This is a genomic window from Methanofollis aquaemaris (assembly GCF_017357525.1).
GTDB lineage: Archaea > Halobacteriota > Methanomicrobia > Methanomicrobiales > Methanofollaceae > Methanofollis > Methanofollis aquaemaris.
In genome coordinates this window covers 496,506-514,251 of sequence record NZ_CP036172.1, presented here as the reverse complement: position 1 = coordinate 514,251, position 17,746 = coordinate 496,506, and the positions used below count along the sequence as shown (strand labels likewise).

The window sequence follows — 17,746 nt, the reverse complement described above, 5'->3', positions numbered from 1 at the left end:
ATAATTCTACAGTCGTCCAGATGCGATCAGGATCATTGTCAGGCCCTGGTTTGCCAGGTCCGACAACTCCCCGGACCGAGGCTCGCACCCCGCCGCATCCAATAACTCCTGCTCGACCATGATCCTGACAGGCACCCTGTTCTTCTTCTCCAGGCGCAGGCACCGCCGGAAGGCAAACGCCTTCTCTGCTGTCAATTCGACGTCCAAAAACTTGTTTGTGTATTGGGTATGCTGCACCTCTTCACCACCCGGGCGCACACATGCGAGGGGGTTCCGGCGGCGGTTTTTCGCGTCGCCGTGCCCGCGCCTGTCCGTCCTACATATATACAATGTGCGTATTGTGCATAAGTCTTGGCCAAGTGTGGAGTATCCTTTATACTCTTGGACATAACGACATCTCAACGAGGTGTTATGTCATGGCGGTAAACTTCACCCCCATCCAGGAAGTTCTGGGCGCGGTGGTCACGCTCGTCCCGAGCCTGATCGATCTGATCACCGGCATCTTCCCCGCGATCGTCGCAATGGCAGTCCTTGCGTTCATCGGTGGCTTCCTCGGCAAGATCCTCGGCATGATGGACCGGGTCTTCTGATCATCCGGGCCACTGCCTACACACCTCGGGGAGTACTGGCATGCCTGATCCATCCCCCATACCCAAAACAATTTTCTGCGCCCTCCTCATCGTGGCGGCGCTGATTGTCCCGGCGGCATCGGCCGAGACCGTAACGCTGGTCTTCCAGGACATCGGCCTATCGACACAACAGGTGGACGTCTTCGACGCCGGCGGCACCCACCTCCTGACGACCAATACCAGTAGCGTGATCGCGCTCAACGTCTCGGAGTCCAACCGATACACGCTTCAACTCAAACCGCAGGTCACGAATCTTGAGTCCGCCGACCTGCTCGCCACCCTGATCGCCTGGCTCACCGACCACTCTCTGATCGTCGTCCTGCTGATTGTGCTGCTCGCCACGGTGTGTATCATCTTAAGGGGGCACTAAAATGCGGCTGAATCTGACCCCGCCGGGGGGGCCGCGGGTGGTGGTGCTCGTCGCCCTCGCCTTGTTGGTGGTGGCCGTCGCCCCCGCCGCCGCTGAAATCCTAGAGGTCAACAAACCTATCTCGGACAGTTACGGCGTTTCGATCCCCAGTCAGCAAACGCAGCCGGGCGGCAACAACGTACATACTCTCTCAGTTAGGGGTGTCGAAACCCTTTCAGCGTTCGATTCGGTGGTTGTGATGATCCCGATTTCAAACGCTCAGATCAAAAATACATCGATCTCGTCTGACTCGTACGCTGTCCGTCTGCTGGATGCAGGGGACGGGCACCAGTACGGGTCTGGGCTCCTGGGCTACAATATCAATTACAACTCTGACGGCTCCCAAAAATCGGTAATAGTCTGGCTAGATTTGGACTCCTGGGATCCCGGCTCGCACACCGGCCTACGCTCGATCAGACTAGATGGGGCGGGCCCAAACATGCCGGGCATCACGATCGCGGGGACGAACAATCCTGATGTCCCCGTTACGGTCCAGACTAAGGTCGCCGCCTATCCCAATCTCTATAACATCCCTGGGGATTATATTATCAATTATCGCCACTCCTGGCGCCACGAAATCACCGCCGAGATCACTGGCTCGTCCTATCTCGGCAACAATAGTTTGATCACCCTCAATCGGTACGGGTATTATTCCGAGGTCCATGTGCGGGACAGTCAAAGTCTCACAAAATACGACAATACCGGATACGACGATCTAGAGATCCCCGCCCACGGCACCCCCGTCTACGTTTCGATTTTTGGGGATGGAAAATGGTGGAACAGAACGTATTTCGGCCCTCACCCGGATCCAATCCCCGAGAGGCCCCCGGAGGGCTGGTTTGTCGTCAACCTCTCTCCTGCCTCTGCCGCCGTCTACGAACCAATCCAAGCCTCCCTCACCCCTGCCGCCGGCGCCCCGCGATACTCAGAGATCGCGTGGACTGTCACCGATCCCGATGGCAACGCTGACGTTGAACTATATTCTCTGTCCTCATCGGACTGGTCCACCTGGCAGCACTACAATGAAACCTCTTTCCTGATGGAGGACTCCACCGAGGCCGCTGCACACTCTCTATCCCTCACGCCGACCAGCGCCGGCACCTGGAGAGTATCCGCAGTCGTCCGGGACCGTCAACCTCCCTCTACCGGGGCCGCTCTTGCGGAGGTCTCCACCTCCTGCGACGTCTCCCGAAAGGCCGGTGATGTGGACGTGATCGTCAGCATCTTCGACGGGGCGAAGTCAAACCCGTCCCATCTCTCCGGTGTCGGCGTCACGGTCTGGGATCTCAGTCGCAACAGCACCGTGATCTATGACTCCACCGGGGAGTATATCGTCGGGGCGTCGGGCACGACAAACGGCGTCGCCACATTCACCGCCCCGCTCGGGGACCAGATCAGGATCACGGCGACGAGGAGCGGCTATGTCACCCACACCGAAACCGACTTCGTCCAACCGACAGCGTTGCCGAGAAACCAGATGCCGATCAGCATCACTCTCATGCCCTCCGAGACGCCGGCCGAGGACGAGGTCTATATGTCCTTCACCGTGACGACCGTCACCGGCACCTATATCGAAGGGGCGGCGGTGCAGGCTGGCGACCGGACCGCCGTCACGAACTCCATGGGCACCTGCCGGATCGCGATCCCGGCAAACTCCACGGTCTCGTACTCCATCTCAAAATCGGGGTATTACTCGTCCAGCGGCTATATCATGCCCATCACCGAAAACTCGGCGATCACGATCCAACTCATGCTCATCTCCTCGGAGGTCACCACATCGCCGCCCGGAGGCGTCACCGCCACCCCAACGGCCGACACCAGGACCCCAGAGGAGAAAGCAGAATCGGCGTTTTCTGTCCTTTTTGATAATCTGGAGTTGTTCGCAACCCTGGCCGGTCTGATATTGCTGATGGCTATGATCGACTGGCTGGTCCCTGGTGGGAGAACGAGATGAAGGCCCTCCCCCTTTTGGTCATTTTCGGGGTGGCTTTTGCTTGTCTGGTGGCCCCAGGATCTGCGATCGTGCTGAACAACCTCGGCGTCGCAGGATCTCAAACAATAGAGGTGTCGGGGTCAGATCTGGACATTGATGTTATCGAGGTCGCGTCTGGGAGTGCGATAATCGAGGCATACGTGTATGATGTCTCCCCCGGCACGACTGTATCTGTAACACTCTCCCGCCCTAATGGGGATATCTGGACTGGCTCTTATAGCCACAGCGTCTTAGGAATCATGGGAACCACTGGGAACGTGACATACACGTTGGGATCATCTTCGTCGTCCCATGAATATCTGCGGATATTCCCCGCAGATAGCATGTTTTGGATCGGATACGCTTCAGATCCAGACGCCGAAACCTCTGGTGTTGCGTTGGCCGACCTGCCCTCTGATCCGTCTGAAGCCTGCTACGTCCAGATTCCCTATATTAACCATCTTCCCATCACTCGAATTCATCTGTCTACTGGCTCAAGTGACGAGATCAGGGCAGTGGTGCATTATTCATCAGCTTCAGCGGTGTCGGACCATATCGATCAGGGATCTGATACGACATCTGCGATGGATTGGCTTTCTCAATTGCTCTCTTTTGCAGGGGAAGTCTGGTCCGTCATCTGGGTTGTCATCTCGGTGTTCAAGTTCATCTTCCTCGATCACTTCCTGGCAGTACTCGCCCTGTACGAATCTGTCCTCATCGCGTACGCGGCAAGTCACTCCCGAGACATCATAGCGTTCTCCAGGAAGATGGTTCGTTACAACGAGCGGCTATTCACCATCTTCTTCAAGTTCATCTTCGGCATAGTGACGTTATTTTACAACATCATCCGGGCGCTGAAACCGATTTGAGGTGATATAATGGACATCTGGAAGGCGAAATTGATGAATAACAACGTAAAGGTCGCCCAGGGCCTCGGGCGAACCCCACACGAAGCCCTGCGGGATCTGGAACAGTCAGTCAACGAAAAGGATCAAAGAAAACGGAGGAAAGTATGACACTCAACCCCTTGAAAATCATCAGGAAAGCCGAACCGATCAACGTGATCCTGTTCGGACGGGACGCCTCAACCTGTGACATAAAAAAACTCAGGATTGACGGGGAATTTGTGCACGACTACGCCAAGGACCGCACGTACGGTCCGCTCCGACAACCTGCGATCCTGAGCGAGGACCACGGCCCTCTCTACCCCTTCGACGCCGACACCGGCGCCCCGCTTTGGATCACCCGGTCTGACGACGTGTTCACTCTGAAAACCGATCCAAGGCTCATGAACCGCCTGATCGATAAGCGAATGCTCGCCGACGCCGTGAACCGGGAAGTGCGTTTCGGTGCATTGATCCTCACAGCGATCACCGCGTTCTGCGTCGGGATTTCTGTCGCTCTCAGTATCGGGTGATATCATGCCAAACGCCATCCTAGAACAGAAAGTCTCAGACCTCGACCCACGCCTGAAGCAGTTGGAGAAGGTGGATCGTCTTGCCGACTCCTCCGGCCCGAGGATGACTGAGTTAACAAATCAAGAAGCGATTGACTTCGCCATCCTCGAAGCCCTCAACGATCAGAAGATCATCGAGATCCCAGGGTGCATCAAATTCATCGAAGCACTCCGGGAGAACCGGGTGTCTCTGGACCGGAAGGGTCGAAAAGAATTCCTCCAGGCCCTCATCGGCACTACATCGGGCGGCAAAACCAACGTGGAGCATGTCGGGGTTCCAAGTTCGATGCACCCGCCGGAGGAAAAGCGATCCTGGTGGAAATTCTGGAAGCGGGGGGATGAATGATGGCCTATTCCCCAAAGTATCCCCTGTCTCCCGTCTCGTATCATATGGCCGTGGTCCTGCTCACCCTCACCCGTAACGCTGGCGGCCCGGTCGGCCTCCGTCTGAACCTGGTAGACGAACTCTGGTCTGACATCGCCTCAAAACTCGACGGCATCAAAAGCGAAGCCGCCAGGAAGGAGGTTTCTGACGTCCTGAACGCTCAGTTGAAGCAGATCATCTATCTCAGGGAGAATTACGAATCTGCCATTGACCTCTCCCCCTACACCTTCGGGAAACGGGGAGAGTTTGAAAAAGAACTCTCCAAAATCAGAACGGAACTGGTATCGCTCATCGAAAATCATGGTCTGGTCGATAAGGCCGATATGGCCGAAGCGACTATGACCTCCCCCATTCAGAGGAAAACTCAATGATTGATATGCTCACCCCTGTAGATCCGGCTGTCCGGGCCTTCCAGGTGATGATGGTCCCGGCAGGATCGTTCTATGCCCCCTACTGGCTGGTCAACATCGGTATCGTGGTCGTCTTCGTCCTGGGCATGGGTACCGCCTATGGATGGAAAAATATCGCGAGGCGTGTATGGGAATATGCGATCCTGGGCTGCTGACCCCGGCCGAGGAGGCCACCGCTGAACAGATGGAATACTGGGAGAAGTATTTCATCAAAAATGTGATCCAGTATCCTGGTCGCCACCTGCTCGAAATCGGGAAACCTGAGTCGGGAAAAACCCAGTTCCTGTATTATTGCATCGACAATTTCCGGGAATATTCACCCGATGAGGCGATCCTGTATTTTGATATTGGTAAGGGTGATGAAATCTTATCCATTCTGTATTATGGGGCCTACCTCCGGCACGAACCCGCAACCATCGTAACTCTTCCGGGCTGTGAGATCGACATCCACGGGCCCGCAGGGTTAGACCTCGACTTCGTGACCGTCGCTCGCACCGCTGACGTGTGGGACTACGTGATCCCGGGACAGATCACGATCGCCAGTTTCGATCCCTTCATCGAGGAGCCCCTCGTCGCCGTCGAACAGTCGGCCCTCATGTATCACGCCCTCTCTCACCGCGCACACCGCCGACAGATCACCGCCCCGGCCACCATCATCCAGGATGAATTCCAGAACATATGTCCCGCTCCCGGCTACGGCTATGCCGGCACCGGCAAGGAGGCCATGCTTCAGACCCGTAGCATCAACCTCATCCGGCAGAACGCTCAGAAACTCAGGGCCATGCAACTCCGGCTCATGGTCACGATCCACGACTGGACTCAACTTCACCCCGGCGTCAGGTCCGCGTTTGAATGGATGGTCCTGCGCCGCGGCAGCCGGATCACCTCATCGACCGATCGCCTATCAGACTTCAACGGGCTATGGCGAAAAATCCAGACTCCATATGGCTATCTGGTTCTCCCCGATGGCACATTCTCGTCCAAACTGAAATTCCCTCACTACAAGGAGGGGAACAAACTTGGCTATATTGCCTATGATGGCGTTTACGAGCCCCCCAAGCCATCAAAGAAGAAGAAATCGAAAAAGAAAAAAGAAGAGGAAGAAGAAGGGGATGAAGAATGAAGAACAACCAGATCATTCAGCAGTTTAAGGACGCTTTCACCTCTATCCAGGAGGGATTTAAAACCGTAGAAGAACATGAGAATGCCTTAGACAAGAGGATTACCGCGTTGGAAGAAAGGATCGCCCTTCTGGAAGAGAAATAAACATGCAGTCATCTACACATCAATATCTTTTATTAAATGTGCCATGACGGCCCCGAGAACACTCGTGGGGCCCGTGCACCGCCCACATTATATACCAGAAGTCTGATTCCACCTCCCATGCGGACAAGTCACAAACTCCTCCTCCGTCTTCTCCACGACCCGGACTACGACTTTGATGAGGTGGAGGTGACGTACCTCGACCGCGGGGCACCGGCCGATCGTTCTACGGTGAGGGGGAGCGAGATCAGGGCGATCGAGGGCGGGCACTTCATCGTCCGCCCGGAGGGGGAGGAGAAGTACATCCCCATCCACCGCCTCATCGAGATCCGGTATCGTGGCCGGCGACTCTGGGAACGGGCGGTGGGAGGAGTTGTGCTGGAATAATATTCTCCCGGAGTTCTTCCAGAACGCAAAGATGATATCATACTGCGGCGACGGATAATTGTGCAGACATTCTTTGCATTTATCGTCGTGCTCCTCCTGATCGCGGTCGCGACTGTCAGATACCGCCTCAACCCCTTCCTGACCCTCTTCTCTGCGGCGGTCCTGTACGGTCTTCTTGCAGGCATCCCGGCATCCGAGGTCGTCGGGACCGCCGCGGCCGGTGCGGGAAAGGTCTTCGTCCTCCTGGCCGTGGTCGTCTTTGCCGGATCGGTCGTCGCCGGCGTGCTCGAAACTCCGGGGTACCGCGAGCAGATCGTACGAGATCTCTCCGTCCTGCTCAGACGGCCCACCTGGGTCGGTGCGATCACGGGTGCCATCCTTGCCGTCCCGTTTATGTGCTGCATGACCGCGTTCATCGTCTCTTCCCCCATCCTCTCCTGCCTCTCCGACCGGAAGAGTGCCCTCTATGCCGCGGCCATCGGGAGCGCTCTCTCCTTCACGCTGATCTACCCGACCCCGGTCACCCTTGCGGCCGCGGCGGCGGCACCGGAATTTTCCGCCGGCGACTATCTCATAGTCGCCCTCCCGCTCGTGCTGCTCCTTCTCATCGGAGTCGGTGCGGCGATGGGCCGGGGCAGTGCTCAGACGGTTCCTCCTTCCCAGGCCCCGACCGTCGGTCGGCAGGCATGGGTGCCGCTCCTCCTCCCTCTGGTCTGTGCCGCTGCGGCATTGATCTGGCCGGTCTTCGGCGACGGGTCGGTCCAGGCGGCCCTGCTCTTCGGGATGGCCGGCGCCCTCTTCCTCCTCCCCGGCGAAGAGCGGCACACCGCCCTCAAGTGGGGAACAAAACATGCCGGCGTGATCATCTACGACCTCTGCGGCGCCGGTGCGCTGGGCGGCGTCATCCTGGCAAGTTCCTTCCCACAGGATGCGTTCGGACTGCTGGACGGCGTCGTGCCCCTCCTTCTCCTCCCCCTCATCTTTGCCGTCCTGGTCCAGGCGGCGCAGGGATCAAGGGTGGTGACCGCCGTCGTGACTGCGGGCGTCGCCTCGTCGGTTCCCCTGCATCCGGTCGCCCTCGTGCTGCTCATTGCCGCGGGGGCCCTCTCGATCTCCGCATTCAGCGACCCCTATTTCTGGCTGGTCGGGAGGACGACCGGAGACTCCCCGACCGTGGTGCTGAGACGCTACACCCTCCCGCTGATGGGAGTATCTGTGATCGTCGCCATTGCAGGGGTGCTGGCCGGCGTGCTCCTCTGAGCCCACACCGCCCCCAGGTGCGAGACAGCGGTGAAGAGTCTACGATGGGGGCGGCCCGTCTGATCGGCGTGCCTTCCCCCTGTGCGAGTGTGTGGGAAGGCGAGACGATCAGACATGCCGCCCGATGACGCCGGCATACTCGTGAGGGGTCATCAGGTTGAGACATGCCCGCTGCACCACCTCGGGAAGAGCGGGGTGGATATGCATGCTCTCCATCACCGCCTCCGCCGTCCCCACGGGGAAGTACATCGCGGTGACGATCTCCTGGATGAGAATCGACGCAAAGGGGCCGATGATATGCGCCCCGAGGATCTTGAGGGTCGCACGCTCCAGGATCACCTTCACAAAACCGTCCTTCACTCCCATCGCCACTCCTTTTGCCGTCTCTTCGTAGCGCTGGAAACCGATCAGGATCCCGTCCTCCCCATATCGTTCCGCGGCCTCCTGCTCGCCCGGGCCGACGGCGGCGATCTCGGGGTCGGTGAAGACGGCGTGCGGTACGGCATCATATGTCGCCTTCACCCGTTCTCCGAGGACCGCGTTCTGGTAGACGATCTTTGCCTCGTAGTTGCCGACATGCTTGAAGAGGTACTTCCCGTTTGCGTCGCCGAACGCCCAGACATTGGGACTGGAGGTCCGGAGATACTCGTCCACCGCGATCCACCCGTGAGCGTCGGTCCTGATCCCGGCCCGTTCCGGGTGAAGGAGGTCGGTGTTGGGGCGCCGTCCTGATGTGACCAGCACGGCGTCGGCGACGAACTCCGCGTCTTTGCCGCCGAGCCGGTCTCTGGCAATGAGCCTGATCTCTCCGGCCGCGTTCTTCCCGGCCCGCCGCACCTCGTGGCCGGTGACGATGGTGAGGTGGCGGCCGAGTTCTCGCCGTGCGAGCGCGGAGACCTCGGGCTCTTCGGCAGGGAGGAACCTCGGGTTTCTCCCGATGACCGTCACCTCCGCGCCCATGGCCGCGAGGAAGTGGCCGTACTCCGCAGCGATGTACCCGCCCCCGATGACGGCCACGCTTTCGGGAAGTTCTTCCAGTCCGAGGAGCGTGTCGCTGGTGAGATATCCGACCTTTTCGAGGCCGGCGACCGGCGGGACGGCCGGGCGCGATCCCGTGCAGAGAAGGATCATCGGGGCATGCATCCCGGTCCCGCCGGCCGAGAGGGTGTATGGGCCTGTGAACTCGGCCACCTCCCGGTATAGTAGTCGATGGCAGGGGAGGCCTCCAGACTCGTCCTGATCCCGGTGACTTCCTCCTGCACATAGGTCCGCATCCGCCCCATCACCGCGGCGAAGTCGACCCCCTCCAGTCCGGCCTTCACCCCAAACTCGCCCGCCCGCTCGACCGTCCGCACCAGTTCGGCCGGGTAGAGGAGCATCTTCGAGGGGATGCAGCCGCGGGTCAGGCAGATCCCGCCGGGTTCGTCTCTGTCGATGACTGCAACCCTGGCCTTCGGGCAGTCCTCAAGATAGGCTTCCACCACCGGCATCGCCGAGCCCGAACCGACGGCGATGAGGTCGTACTCTTCCATGGGAATACCGCGGGGCAGGATGCAGGGGGGCGGGATAAATTTTTCTGGCATCCTCACGACCATGGAGAAAAGAGAGGAGACAGATCCGGAGGCTCGGAAGTTCTGCCCCCATGTCCCCTCCCCCGACCGTCACCTCTATATTATCGCAGTGCATGCCTCCCGGCATGTTCATCATCGGCCACCGGGGGGCGCGGGCCGTCGCCCCGGAGAATACTCTCGCGGCGCTCAGGAAGGGGATGGCATGCGCCGACTCTGTCGAGGTCGACGTCCGCCAGACCGAAGACGGCGCCCTGGTGACGGTCCACGACCCCACCGTCGACCGGACGACCGACGGGCACGGTGCGGTCGGGGCCCTCAGCCTCCGCGAGGTGCGGCGCCTCGACGCCGGCGGGGGCGAGCAGGTGCCGACCTTTGAGGAGGTGCTCGACCTCGTCCTGCGGCGGTGCGGGCTCGTGGTGGAGATCAAAGAGATCGGGACCGAGGCGTCGGTCTGCGAGGCGATCAGGGAACATGGAACCGACCGGATCCTCATCGTCTCCTTCCATGCCTCCAGCCTCGAAGTGGTCAGGGAGATCCTCCCGCAGGTGACGACCGGGCTCATCTTCTCGCGGCCCATCGAGGACTCCATCGGCCTCGCCCTCTCGGTCGGGGCCAGCGCCCTCCTCCCGCGCGCCGACCGCCTCAACCGCGACCTCTTCGAGCAGGCCCATGCCCACTATCTCCTCGTCGTCCCCTGGGTGTTGAACACCGAGGGTGAGGTGCGGCGGGCGGCGGCCATGGGCGTGGACGGTTTCGCCACCGACAACCCGTGTGCGGCGCGGCGATGGGTCGAGGGCCTCCTCATGGTGGAGGCGGCCCGGTGAAGTCCGGTTCCCGGCCTCGGCCTCGGCATGCTGGTGACCGGGCAGGAGTGACGCCAATCTTTATGCGTGCGGCGGACACCATGGCGCACTATGGGGCGAGACATCTACGCCGAATCGCTGGACCTCCATGAACGCCACCATGGAAAGATCGGTATCAGGGGGAAGGTGCCGGTCAGGACGGCCCACGACCTGGCCCTCACCTACACGCCGGGTGTCGCCGGGGTGTGCCGCCGGATCGCCGCCGAGCCCGACCTCGCCTACCGCTACACCCTCAAGGCCAACACCGTGGCGGTCGTCTCAGACGGTTCGGCGGTCCTCGGGCTCGGTGACATCGGGGGCTCCGGGGCCATCCCGGTGATGGAGGGCAAGGCCCTGCTCTTCAAGGAGTTCGCGGGGATCGACGCCTTTCCCATCTGTTTTGCCGACAAAGACCAGGATCTTGTCGGGCAGATCCGAAATATCGCCCCGGTCTTTGGCGGGATCAACCTGGAGGACATCGCGGCGCCGCGATGTTTTGCGATCGAAGAAGAACTCCAGGATCTCGGGATCCCGGTGATGCACGACGACCAGCACGGGACCGGGGTGGTGGTCCTGGCGGCCCTCGTCAATGCCTGCCGGGTCCTCGGCAGGGACTTTGCGGACCTGAAGATCGTGGTCAGCGGGGCCGGTGCGGCCGGGTACGGCATCGCCCGTCTCCTCACCTGCCTGGGGATGGACCGGACCCTCTGCACCCCGGTCGGGGATATCATCGTCTGCGACAGCAGGGGGACGCTGTACCGCGGGCGGTCCGACCTCCTCACGCGTCCGCACAAATACATCCTCGCCCATGAGACCAACCGCCGGAACCTGGACGGCACCCTCGCCGATGCGCTGGTCGGCGCCGACGTCTTCATCGGGGTCTCGGCGCCGGGGATCGTAACCAAAGAGATGGTCGGGTCGATGAACGACGACCCGATCGTCCTTGCCATGGCCAACCCGGTGCCTGAGATCATGCCGGGCGAGGCGGCGGCCGCGGGGGCGGCGATCGTCGGGACCGGCCGGAGCGACTTCCAGAACCAGGTCAACAACGTCCTTGCCTTCCCCGGGATCTTCAGGGGCGCCCTCGACGCCGCCGCGTCCGGGATCACTGACGAGATGAAACTGGCGGCCGCCGCCGCCCTCGCCGCCACGGTCGATCGGCCCCGCCCCGACCGGATACTCCCCGACGTCCTCGACCGCCGGGTTGCGGGTGCCGTCGCCGCCGGGGTGCAGGAGGCGGCGGTGCGGTGCGGGTGCGCCCGGCGGCACGCACCGGCACAAAGGGTTTGAAGACGAGAAGGTCTGAGGGGGGAGAGATGAGCGTGCATGCTGAGATCCATGCCCATGACCTGGTCATCGTCGGCGGCGGACTGACCGGGCTCAGGGCGGCACTCCGGGCCTGCCGGGCCGGGGTGGAGACGGCGGTGGTCTCCAAGGTCCACCCGCTCAGGTCCCACTCGGTCGCCGCCCAGGGCGGGATCAACGCCGCCCTCGGGAACGCACCCGGCTACGAGGAGGACACATGGGAGGCACACGCCTTCGACACCGTGAAGGGCTCGGACTATCTTGCCGACCAGGACGCCGTCGCCGTGATGTGCCGGGAGGCCCCTGCGGCCGTGATCGAACTCGAACATCTGGGCGCGGTCTTCTCCAGGACAAAAGAGGGGAAGATCGCCCAGCGCCCCTTCGGCGGGGCCGGGTTCCCGCGGACCTGCTATGCCGCCGACCGGACCGGCCACAATATCCTGCACACCCTATATGAACAGTTGATGGCGGCCGACGTCGCCTTTTATGAGGAATATTTCGTCACCTCGCTGGTGACCGACGGAAGGCGGTGCACCGGGTGCGCGGCCCTCTCCCTCCCCGCCGGCGAGATGCACGCCTTCCCGGCAAAGGCGGTGCTGCTCGCGACCGGGGGGTTCGGGCGGTTGTACAGCCGGTCGACCAACGCCCTCATCAATACCGGCGACGGGGCGGCCCTTGCCCTCCGTGCCGGGGCGAGGCTCAAGGACATGGAGTTCGTCCAGTTCCACCCGACCTCGCTTGTCGGGACGAACATCCTGATCACCGAGGGGGCGCGGGGGGAAGGAGGAATTCTCCTCAACCGGGAAGGGGAACGGTTCATGGCGCGTTACGCCCCCCGTTCCCTCGACCTCGCCCCGCGCGACGTCGTCGCCAGGGCGATCGAGACCGAGGTCGCCGAAGGCCGGGGTTTTCCGGGGGGCTCTGTCCACCTCGACCTCACCGCTCTCGGTGCCGAAAAGATCATGGTGCGGCTGCCCGGCATCAGGCAGATCGCCCTGGACTTTGCAGGCATCGACCCTGTCGTCGAACCGCTCCCGGTTCAGCCTGCCCAGCACTACTCGATGGGCGGGATCGCCGTCGACGACCGGGGGAGAAGCGGGGTGCCGGGGCTGTACGCCGCGGGCGAGTGCGCCTGTGTCAGCGTCCACGGGGCGAACCGTCTCGGTGGCAACTCGCTTCTGGAGACCGTGGTCTTCGGGCGGCGTGCCGCGGACGGCATCGTCGCCGCGGTGAGAGAGAGCGCGAGGCCTGACCCCGGCCCGGTCGTCGAGGCGGCCGCGACCGATGAACGGCGGGTCGCCGCACTCCGCGCCCGCGAGACAGGAGAAAAGGTTCCGGCCCTCCTGCGCGAACTGAAGGAGACGATGTATCGCTCTTTCGGGATCTTCAGGGAAGAGCAGAAGATGCAGGACGGGCTCTCGGCCCTCATGGACCTTCGCAGGCGTGCCGCCGGGGCCTCGGTCGGCGACCGGGGCCGGAGGTTCAATCTGGCGCTTGTCAACCTCCTCGAACTGGAGGGCCTCCTCCTCGTCGGGGAGACGGTGGCCCGCGGGGCACTGATGCGCCAGGAGAGTCGGGGCTCGCACACTCGCACCGACTTTCCGGCGCGGGACGACGGACGCTATCTCAGGCACACGATGACGCGTCTGGCCAACGGCGAAGTGGTCATCTCGTACGCACCTGTGACCCCCGGCACCTTCGAACCGCAGGAGCGGGTGTACTGATGATGCTGAAGGTCTTGCGGCACGACGGCCGACCAGAGACGGCGCCGCACTATGACCTCTTCGAGATCGATCCCGAACCAGGCATGACCGTGCTCGGTGCGCTCTTCAGGGTACGAGAGGTCTACGACGATTCCCTCGCCTTCAGGTATTCCTGCCGGGGTGCGGTCTGCGGGAGTTGCGCGATGCTCGTCAACCGGTACCCGGCCCTGGCCTGCAGGACGCAGGTGGCCGGACTGCTCGCCGGGGAGGAGCGCGAACCGCTCGCGCCTTATCCGGCGATCGAGGGGGGCGAGGCGTGGGATGCCGGGACGACGGTGCTGGTCGAACCTCTCCCCCACCTGCCGGTGCTCCGCGACCTCGTCGTGGACATGGCACCCTTCTTCGCGCACTACCGGGCGATGAGGCCGACCTTCGCCCCGGCGGACCGGGCACCCGAGCGCGAGCGGTCGATGGCGCCTGAGACTGCCGGAGCCCTTGAGGTCTACACCGCCTGTCTCCTCTGCGGGGCCTGCTATGGTGCCTGCCCGGTCGACGGAGACGATCCCGCCTACGCGGGCCCCGCGGCCCTGGCAAAGGTGTACCGCTTCCACCTCGACCCCAGGGAGGCGGGGAACGGCCGCCGCCTCAGGACTGCGGACACTCCCGATGGGTGGTGGCGGTGCGAGTTCCACGCCAACTGCCGGCGGGTCTGCCCGCGGGGGATCGAACCGAACGTGGCCATCGGGCGGGCGCGGGCCGAACTGACGAGACGAAAGAAGGGGGGTGAGTGAGAGGGTGTCCACCCGTCAGGAACGCGACTCGCTTGGCACGCGGGAGGTGCCGGCAGAGGTCTACTGGGGTATCCAGACCCTGCGGGCGGTCGAGAATTTTTCGGTGAGCGGCGTGCGGGAACCCGCGGCACTGGTGAGGGCGTACCTCGTGCTCAAGAAGGCGGCGGCTTATGCAAATATGGCCCTCGGCGAGGTCGACGGGGAACGAGGGGGGGCGATCGTCAGGGCCGCGGACGAGGGGCTTGAAGGGCGCTTCGACGACCAGTTCCCGGTGGACGTCTTCCAGGCCGGTGCGGGGACGTCCTTTCACATGAATGTCAACGAGGTGCTGGCAAACCGCGCCCTCGAACTCCTCGGACGCGAGAAAGGGGACTATGCCTACCTCTCCCCAAACGACCATGTCAACAGGGGCCAGTCGACCAACGACACCTTCCCGACGGCCTCGCATATCGCGATCATCACCGAGGCCGACCGTCTCCTCGCGGCCCTCGACTCGCTGGCCCTTGCCTTCTCCACAAAAGGGGAGGAGTTCTCCGACGTCCAGAAGAGCGGGCGGACTCACCTGATGGACGCCCTGCCCCTCACCCTCGGCGACGAGTTTGCGGCCTATGCCGCGGCGCTCCGCCGGGCGGCCTGGCGGGTGAGGGAGCGGCGGGAAGATCTCATGGAGGTGGCCATCGGCGGGACGGCGAACGGCACCGGGGCCAACGCCCACCCGCAGTTCCGCGAGACGGTCCTCGCCGACCTCAACCGGTTCACCGGCCTCGGACTCGTTCCGGCCGGCGACTCCTTCGAGGCCCTCCAGAGCCGCGCGCAGATGGCGGCCTTCTCCGGCGCCCTGCGAGAACTCGCCCTCGAACTGATCAGGATCGCCAACGACCTCAGGCTCCTTGGCTCAGGCCCGACGAGCGGCCTGGCCGAGATCACCCTCCCGGCCGTCCAGCCGGGTTCCTCGATCATGGCCGGGAAAGTGAATCCGGTGATGGCCGAGTGCCTCGACATGGTCGCCTTCCAGGTGGTGGGCAACGACACCGCCGTGGCCCTCGCTGCGCAGGCCGGGCAGGTCGACCTGAACGTGATGACGCCGGTGATGACCTTCAACATCCTCACCTCCCTCTCGCTCCTCATCTCCTTCCTCCCGCTCTTCGAGAAGAAGTGCGTCGCCGGGATAGGCGCGAACCGCGGGCAGGCCCGCGCCTCCCTGATGAAGAACCCGGCCCTCGCCACGCTCCTCTCGCCACGGATCGGCTATCTCAGGGCGGCCGAACTCGCCGAGGAGGCGATGCGCCGGGGGGTGGCGGTCCCGGCCCTCGCCGTGGAGAAGGGGTACCTCACCGAGAAAGAGGCGGCAGAACTCTTCGATATGGAGAGGATGGCGCGGAGTCTGTATGCCGGGTACCCCTGGACGCACCGGGAAAAAAAAGAGTGAATCCCTGACTACCCGAAGACCTCCTCGAAGGAATACCTGGTGAACGGTGCAAACGGGGCGTCGAGGGTGTGGTTCACGAGATCCTCGGTCGCCACGGCAAACGCTCCCCGGTCCGGGTAGGCGATGAAGGTGTACTCGGTGATCCCCTGGTACTCCTCTGAGGTCGACGCCACCTGCATGAGCGCGATCATCTCGGGGGTGCCGATGGTCCGGTCTTCCTCCTCGTACTGGTTGAAGAGGTCGAGCATCGCCAGATACCGGTAATCTCCGGGTTCGATCGTCTCGTGGTAGCCGTGCACCTTTGAGACGGCCTCCGGGTTCGCGCCCTGATACTGGTAGAAGTTGTTTGTGATGATGAGGGAGAAGGGATCTCCCGGCTCGATGAACCCGGCTTTGCGCTCGGCCCCGCCGTAGGAGTCCGCCTCAAAGCAGACCGCGGCGCTTCCCGAAGAGTTCAGGTACGGCATCGAGACCCCGGCGTTATGCCCGCCCGTCCGCGTCCGGTTCATCGTCTGCCAGTACTCCCATGCACCGTCAACACTGCTCTCCCCCCGGAGGGTGTCCATGTACAGCAGGACGTACGGAAGCAGGTCTGTCTCGTTCCAGGCCGGGACCGAGGGGGAGGAGTGCGGGACCAGGACAAGTCCGTCCTCGTTCATGCCGTTGAAGGTGCCGATGAAACCTGGCCAGTCGAACCCCACCACACGCTTCTGTCCCGACCCGGCCGGGGGCTCAGAGGCGACGATCAGGAGACTGTTCACCGTCACCTTCCTGAGGTCGGTCTCGCCGTCCATGTTCTTGCCGTGGATGACCCCGCCGCCGAGTTCGTCGTTCTCTGTCCTGTTCCCCCATGCAATCGCACTCGAACAGAGGTGCGGTGAGAGCCCTCCGTCCTGGACGCTGTTGTTTCCGAGGTTGAGGTCGCCCATGGCGAGGCCGTAGAGCCTGAAGTACAGGAGGAAGGAATAGGCGTTCTCGGCGAGGATGTCCTCGCGGGTGAGGTTTCGACCCAGGGCATCGGAATAGAGGTCGACCCCTCTCGCCTCCATCCCGTCGATGACCGCATCGAACTCGTCGCCGCGTCCTGCAAGCACGCCTGTCATGTGTGCTTTCAGATAGGGGATGAAGATGTCGTCATACTCCTCGGCCGACGGATAGAAGGTCTCGAGGAGGACGTACTCGATCCAGTCCTTGATCTGCGGGCCGGCCAGATACCCCATCGCATATGCCCGCTCGTCGGGCGTGCCATAGAGCTGGAGGACAGGGCGGCCCTTCATGACGGTGAGTCTCCCACCCCCCTCACCGACCGAGATGTTCAGTTCGGCCGGGTATGCTGAGGGGGCGACGAGCCTGATCCCGACGTCCCGGAGAGAATCGCCCTGAGCGAGCGATATGGTCCCGGGCCCAAGACGTTCTCCGCTGCTGTGCCATCCGGTCGGGTCGCGGTATGCCGCATGGTCGATCCAGCCGTTGTCGTCGGTGTCGGCCCAGGCGTATAGGGTGTAGTTGCCGGCGGGCAACCCCTCGATCCTGAAGGCGCCGGGCGCCGCGAGGGCTGTGAAGGCGGTGACATACTCCGACTGTTCGGGATGCTCGCCGGTCTCCATCACCCTGATATCCGGGGGACCATACCGGTCTGCATCGAGGGCGACGACATAGACCGGTCCTGCGGTGTAGTCGCCGGTGACGGTGCCGGCGACCGAGGCCTGCGTCTGCCCGGTCGTGGTGCAACCGGACGAGATGAAAAGAAGAAACAGTACTGAGAGAAGAGCGAGGAGTTCCATTCCATGAGATACATTTTTTCCTGGATCCATTGTGCACATTCGGATATTCTCTATTTATCTTTTTTCCGTGTCACTCTCAGGTCGAGATGCCGGCCCCGGCAAAAGCATGATGAGGGGTGAGAGAAGAGAGGGGTGACCAGCACATGGCCA

The 17,746-nt window shown here is 62.3% G+C and carries 22 protein-coding genes; 18 read left to right on the top strand and 4 right to left on the bottom strand.

All coding sequences use genetic code 11. The annotated features are described in order from the left end of the window. Positions 1–6: 6 nt before the first annotated feature. Positions 7–207 carry a hypothetical protein gene (locus RJ40_RS02425; protein WP_265581764.1) on the bottom strand — a complete coding sequence of 67 codons (201 nt, stop codon included), beginning with the start codon at positions 205–207 and terminating at the stop codon, positions 7–9. 209 nt (positions 208–416) lie between these two features. Between RJ40_RS02425 and RJ40_RS02420 the strand changes: the two genes are divergently transcribed. The 13 genes from RJ40_RS02420 (at position 417) to RJ40_RS02360 (ending at position 8,171) form a co-directional block, all read left to right on the top strand. Then, positions 417–590, top strand: coding sequence for a hypothetical protein (locus RJ40_RS02420; protein WP_265581763.1), 174 nt, complete (start codon positions 417–419; stop codon positions 588–590). A 40-nt stretch (positions 591–630) separates the two neighbouring features. Beyond that, entirely contained in the window at positions 631–999 is a 369-nt protein-coding gene (locus RJ40_RS02415) for a hypothetical protein (RefSeq protein WP_265581762.1), read from the top strand. Position 1,000: 1 nt separating this feature from the next. Next, positions 1,001–2,992 carry a hypothetical protein gene (locus RJ40_RS02410; RefSeq protein ID WP_265581761.1) on the top strand — a complete coding sequence of 664 codons (1,992 nt, stop codon included), beginning with the start codon at positions 1,001–1,003 and terminating at the stop codon, positions 2,990–2,992. After that, entirely contained in the window at positions 2,989–3,879 is an 891-nt protein-coding gene (locus RJ40_RS02405; RefSeq protein ID WP_265581760.1) for a hypothetical protein, read from the top strand. Before RJ40_RS02410 ends, RJ40_RS02405 begins: the two co-directional genes overlap by 4 nt. A gap of 9 nt (positions 3,880–3,888) precedes the next feature. Beyond that, complete coding sequence (locus RJ40_RS02400; protein WP_265581758.1) at positions 3,889–4,026, top strand: hypothetical protein; 138 nt, start codon at positions 3,889–3,891, stop codon at positions 4,024–4,026. After that, complete coding sequence (locus RJ40_RS02395) at positions 4,023–4,427, top strand: hypothetical protein (protein ID WP_265581757.1); 405 nt, start codon at positions 4,023–4,025, stop codon at positions 4,425–4,427. Before RJ40_RS02400 ends, RJ40_RS02395 begins: the two co-directional genes overlap by 4 nt. A gap of 4 nt (positions 4,428–4,431) precedes the next feature. Next, entirely contained in the window at positions 4,432–4,812 is a 381-nt protein-coding gene (locus RJ40_RS02390) for a hypothetical protein (protein ID WP_265581756.1), read from the top strand. Then, positions 4,809–5,222, top strand: coding sequence for a hypothetical protein (locus RJ40_RS02385; protein WP_265581755.1), 414 nt, complete (start codon positions 4,809–4,811; stop codon positions 5,220–5,222). Before RJ40_RS02390 ends, RJ40_RS02385 begins: the two co-directional genes overlap by 4 nt. Continuing rightward, entirely contained in the window at positions 5,219–5,416 is a 198-nt protein-coding gene (locus tag RJ40_RS02380; protein ID WP_265581754.1) for a hypothetical protein, read from the top strand. Before RJ40_RS02385 ends, RJ40_RS02380 begins: the two co-directional genes overlap by 4 nt. Next, positions 5,389–6,384 carry a hypothetical protein gene (locus RJ40_RS02375; protein WP_265581753.1) on the top strand — a complete coding sequence of 332 codons (996 nt, stop codon included), beginning with the start codon at positions 5,389–5,391 and terminating at the stop codon, positions 6,382–6,384. Before RJ40_RS02380 ends, RJ40_RS02375 begins: the two co-directional genes overlap by 28 nt. Then, entirely contained in the window at positions 6,381–6,527 is a 147-nt protein-coding gene (locus RJ40_RS02370; RefSeq protein ID WP_265581752.1) for a hypothetical protein, read from the top strand. Before RJ40_RS02375 ends, RJ40_RS02370 begins: the two co-directional genes overlap by 4 nt. Before the next feature lie 117 nt (positions 6,528–6,644). Next, positions 6,645–6,911 (top strand): DUF504 domain-containing protein, encoded by a 267-nt coding sequence (locus RJ40_RS02365; protein WP_265581751.1) that lies wholly within the window; start codon positions 6,645–6,647, stop codon positions 6,909–6,911. Between the two features lie 60 nt (positions 6,912–6,971). Continuing rightward, positions 6,972–8,171 (top strand): GntT/GntP/DsdX family permease, encoded by a 1,200-nt coding sequence (locus RJ40_RS02360; protein ID WP_265581750.1) that lies wholly within the window; start codon positions 6,972–6,974, stop codon positions 8,169–8,171. Between the two features lie 108 nt (positions 8,172–8,279). Here RJ40_RS02360 and RJ40_RS02355 read toward each other — a convergent pair whose 3' ends face one another. Then, positions 8,280–9,362: an FAD-dependent oxidoreductase gene (locus RJ40_RS02355; protein ID WP_265581749.1), complete on the bottom strand. Its 1,083-nt coding sequence runs from the start codon at positions 9,360–9,362 to the stop codon at positions 8,280–8,282. Continuing rightward, positions 9,299–9,703 carry an NAD(P)/FAD-dependent oxidoreductase gene (locus tag RJ40_RS02350; RefSeq protein ID WP_265581748.1) on the bottom strand — a complete coding sequence of 135 codons (405 nt, stop codon included), beginning with the start codon at positions 9,701–9,703 and terminating at the stop codon, positions 9,299–9,301. The genes RJ40_RS02355 and RJ40_RS02350 overlap by 64 nt, the downstream gene beginning before the upstream one ends. Before the next feature lie 110 nt (positions 9,704–9,813). Here RJ40_RS02350 and RJ40_RS02345 point away from each other — a divergent pair, with 110 nt between their 5' ends. The 5 genes from RJ40_RS02345 to RJ40_RS02325 all read left to right on the top strand — a co-directional run bounded on the left by RJ40_RS02345 (position 9,814) and on the right by RJ40_RS02325 (position 15,812). Then, entirely contained in the window at positions 9,814–10,566 is a 753-nt protein-coding gene (locus RJ40_RS02345) for a glycerophosphodiester phosphodiesterase (protein WP_265581747.1), read from the top strand. A gap of 90 nt (positions 10,567–10,656) precedes the next feature. Continuing rightward, positions 10,657–11,874 carry an NAD(P)-dependent malic enzyme gene (locus tag RJ40_RS02340; protein WP_265581746.1) on the top strand — a complete coding sequence of 406 codons (1,218 nt, stop codon included), beginning with the start codon at positions 10,657–10,659 and terminating at the stop codon, positions 11,872–11,874. 26 nt (positions 11,875–11,900) lie between these two features. After that, positions 11,901–13,613, top strand: a complete 1,713-nt coding sequence (locus RJ40_RS02335; protein ID WP_265581745.1) for an FAD-dependent oxidoreductase — start codon at positions 11,901–11,903, stop codon at positions 13,611–13,613. Then, on the top strand, positions 13,613–14,383 hold the full coding sequence (locus tag RJ40_RS02330; protein ID WP_265581744.1) for a succinate dehydrogenase/fumarate reductase iron-sulfur subunit: 771 nt from the start codon (positions 13,613–13,615) through the stop codon (positions 14,381–14,383). Before RJ40_RS02335 ends, RJ40_RS02330 begins: the two co-directional genes overlap by 1 nt. After that, the gene (locus tag RJ40_RS02325) at positions 14,376–15,812 is read left to right on the top strand and encodes an aspartate ammonia-lyase (RefSeq protein WP_265581743.1); all 1,437 of its coding nucleotides are present in this window, start codon (positions 14,376–14,378) and stop codon (positions 15,810–15,812) included. The genes RJ40_RS02330 and RJ40_RS02325 overlap by 8 nt, the downstream gene beginning before the upstream one ends. Before the next feature lie 8 nt (positions 15,813–15,820). Here the strand turns inward: RJ40_RS02325 and RJ40_RS02320 are convergent, their stop codons facing one another. Further along, the gene (locus RJ40_RS02320; RefSeq protein ID WP_265581742.1) at positions 15,821–17,626 is read right to left on the bottom strand and encodes a hypothetical protein; all 1,806 of its coding nucleotides are present in this window, start codon (positions 17,624–17,626) and stop codon (positions 15,821–15,823) included. Between the last annotated feature and the right edge of the window lie 120 nt (positions 17,627–17,746).

Excerpts from the sequence above, each read along its gene's own strand:
- RJ40_RS02335 (WP_265581745.1), top strand. The coding sequence starts at position 11,901 with ATGAGCGTGCATGCTGAGATCCATGCCCATGACCTGGTCATCGTCGGC.
- RJ40_RS02320 (WP_265581742.1), bottom strand. The coding sequence starts at position 17,626 with ATGGATCCAGGAAAAAATGTATCTCATGGAATGGAACTCCTCGCTCTT.
- RJ40_RS02330 (WP_265581744.1), top strand. The coding sequence starts at position 13,613 with ATGATGCTGAAGGTCTTGCGGCACGACGGCCGACCAGAGACGGCGCCG.
- RJ40_RS02365 (WP_265581751.1), top strand. The coding sequence starts at position 6,645 with ATGCGGACAAGTCACAAACTCCTCCTCCGTCTTCTCCACGACCCGGAC.
- RJ40_RS02345 (WP_265581747.1), top strand. The coding sequence starts at position 9,814 with ATGTCCCCTCCCCCGACCGTCACCTCTATATTATCGCAGTGCATGCCT.
- RJ40_RS02380 (WP_265581754.1), top strand. The coding sequence starts at position 5,219 with ATGATTGATATGCTCACCCCTGTAGATCCGGCTGTCCGGGCCTTCCAG.
- RJ40_RS02370 (WP_265581752.1), top strand. The coding sequence starts at position 6,381 with ATGAAGAACAACCAGATCATTCAGCAGTTTAAGGACGCTTTCACCTCT.
- RJ40_RS02395 (WP_265581757.1), top strand. The coding sequence starts at position 4,023 with ATGACACTCAACCCCTTGAAAATCATCAGGAAAGCCGAACCGATCAAC.
- RJ40_RS02385 (WP_265581755.1), top strand. The coding sequence starts at position 4,809 with ATGATGGCCTATTCCCCAAAGTATCCCCTGTCTCCCGTCTCGTATCAT.
- RJ40_RS02350 (WP_265581748.1), bottom strand. The coding sequence starts at position 9,703 with ATGGAAGAGTACGACCTCATCGCCGTCGGTTCGGGCTCGGCGATGCCG.
- RJ40_RS02410 (WP_265581761.1), top strand. The coding sequence starts at position 1,001 with ATGCGGCTGAATCTGACCCCGCCGGGGGGGCCGCGGGTGGTGGTGCTC.
- RJ40_RS02400 (WP_265581758.1), top strand. The coding sequence starts at position 3,889 with ATGGACATCTGGAAGGCGAAATTGATGAATAACAACGTAAAGGTCGCC.
- RJ40_RS02405 (WP_265581760.1), top strand. The coding sequence starts at position 2,989 with ATGAAGGCCCTCCCCCTTTTGGTCATTTTCGGGGTGGCTTTTGCTTGT.
- RJ40_RS02415 (WP_265581762.1), top strand. The coding sequence starts at position 631 with ATGCCTGATCCATCCCCCATACCCAAAACAATTTTCTGCGCCCTCCTC.
- RJ40_RS02420 (WP_265581763.1), top strand. The coding sequence starts at position 417 with ATGGCGGTAAACTTCACCCCCATCCAGGAAGTTCTGGGCGCGGTGGTC.
- RJ40_RS02375 (WP_265581753.1), top strand. The coding sequence starts at position 5,389 with ATGGGAATATGCGATCCTGGGCTGCTGACCCCGGCCGAGGAGGCCACC.
- RJ40_RS02340 (WP_265581746.1), top strand. The coding sequence starts at position 10,657 with ATGGGGCGAGACATCTACGCCGAATCGCTGGACCTCCATGAACGCCAC.
- RJ40_RS02390 (WP_265581756.1), top strand. The coding sequence starts at position 4,432 with ATGCCAAACGCCATCCTAGAACAGAAAGTCTCAGACCTCGACCCACGC.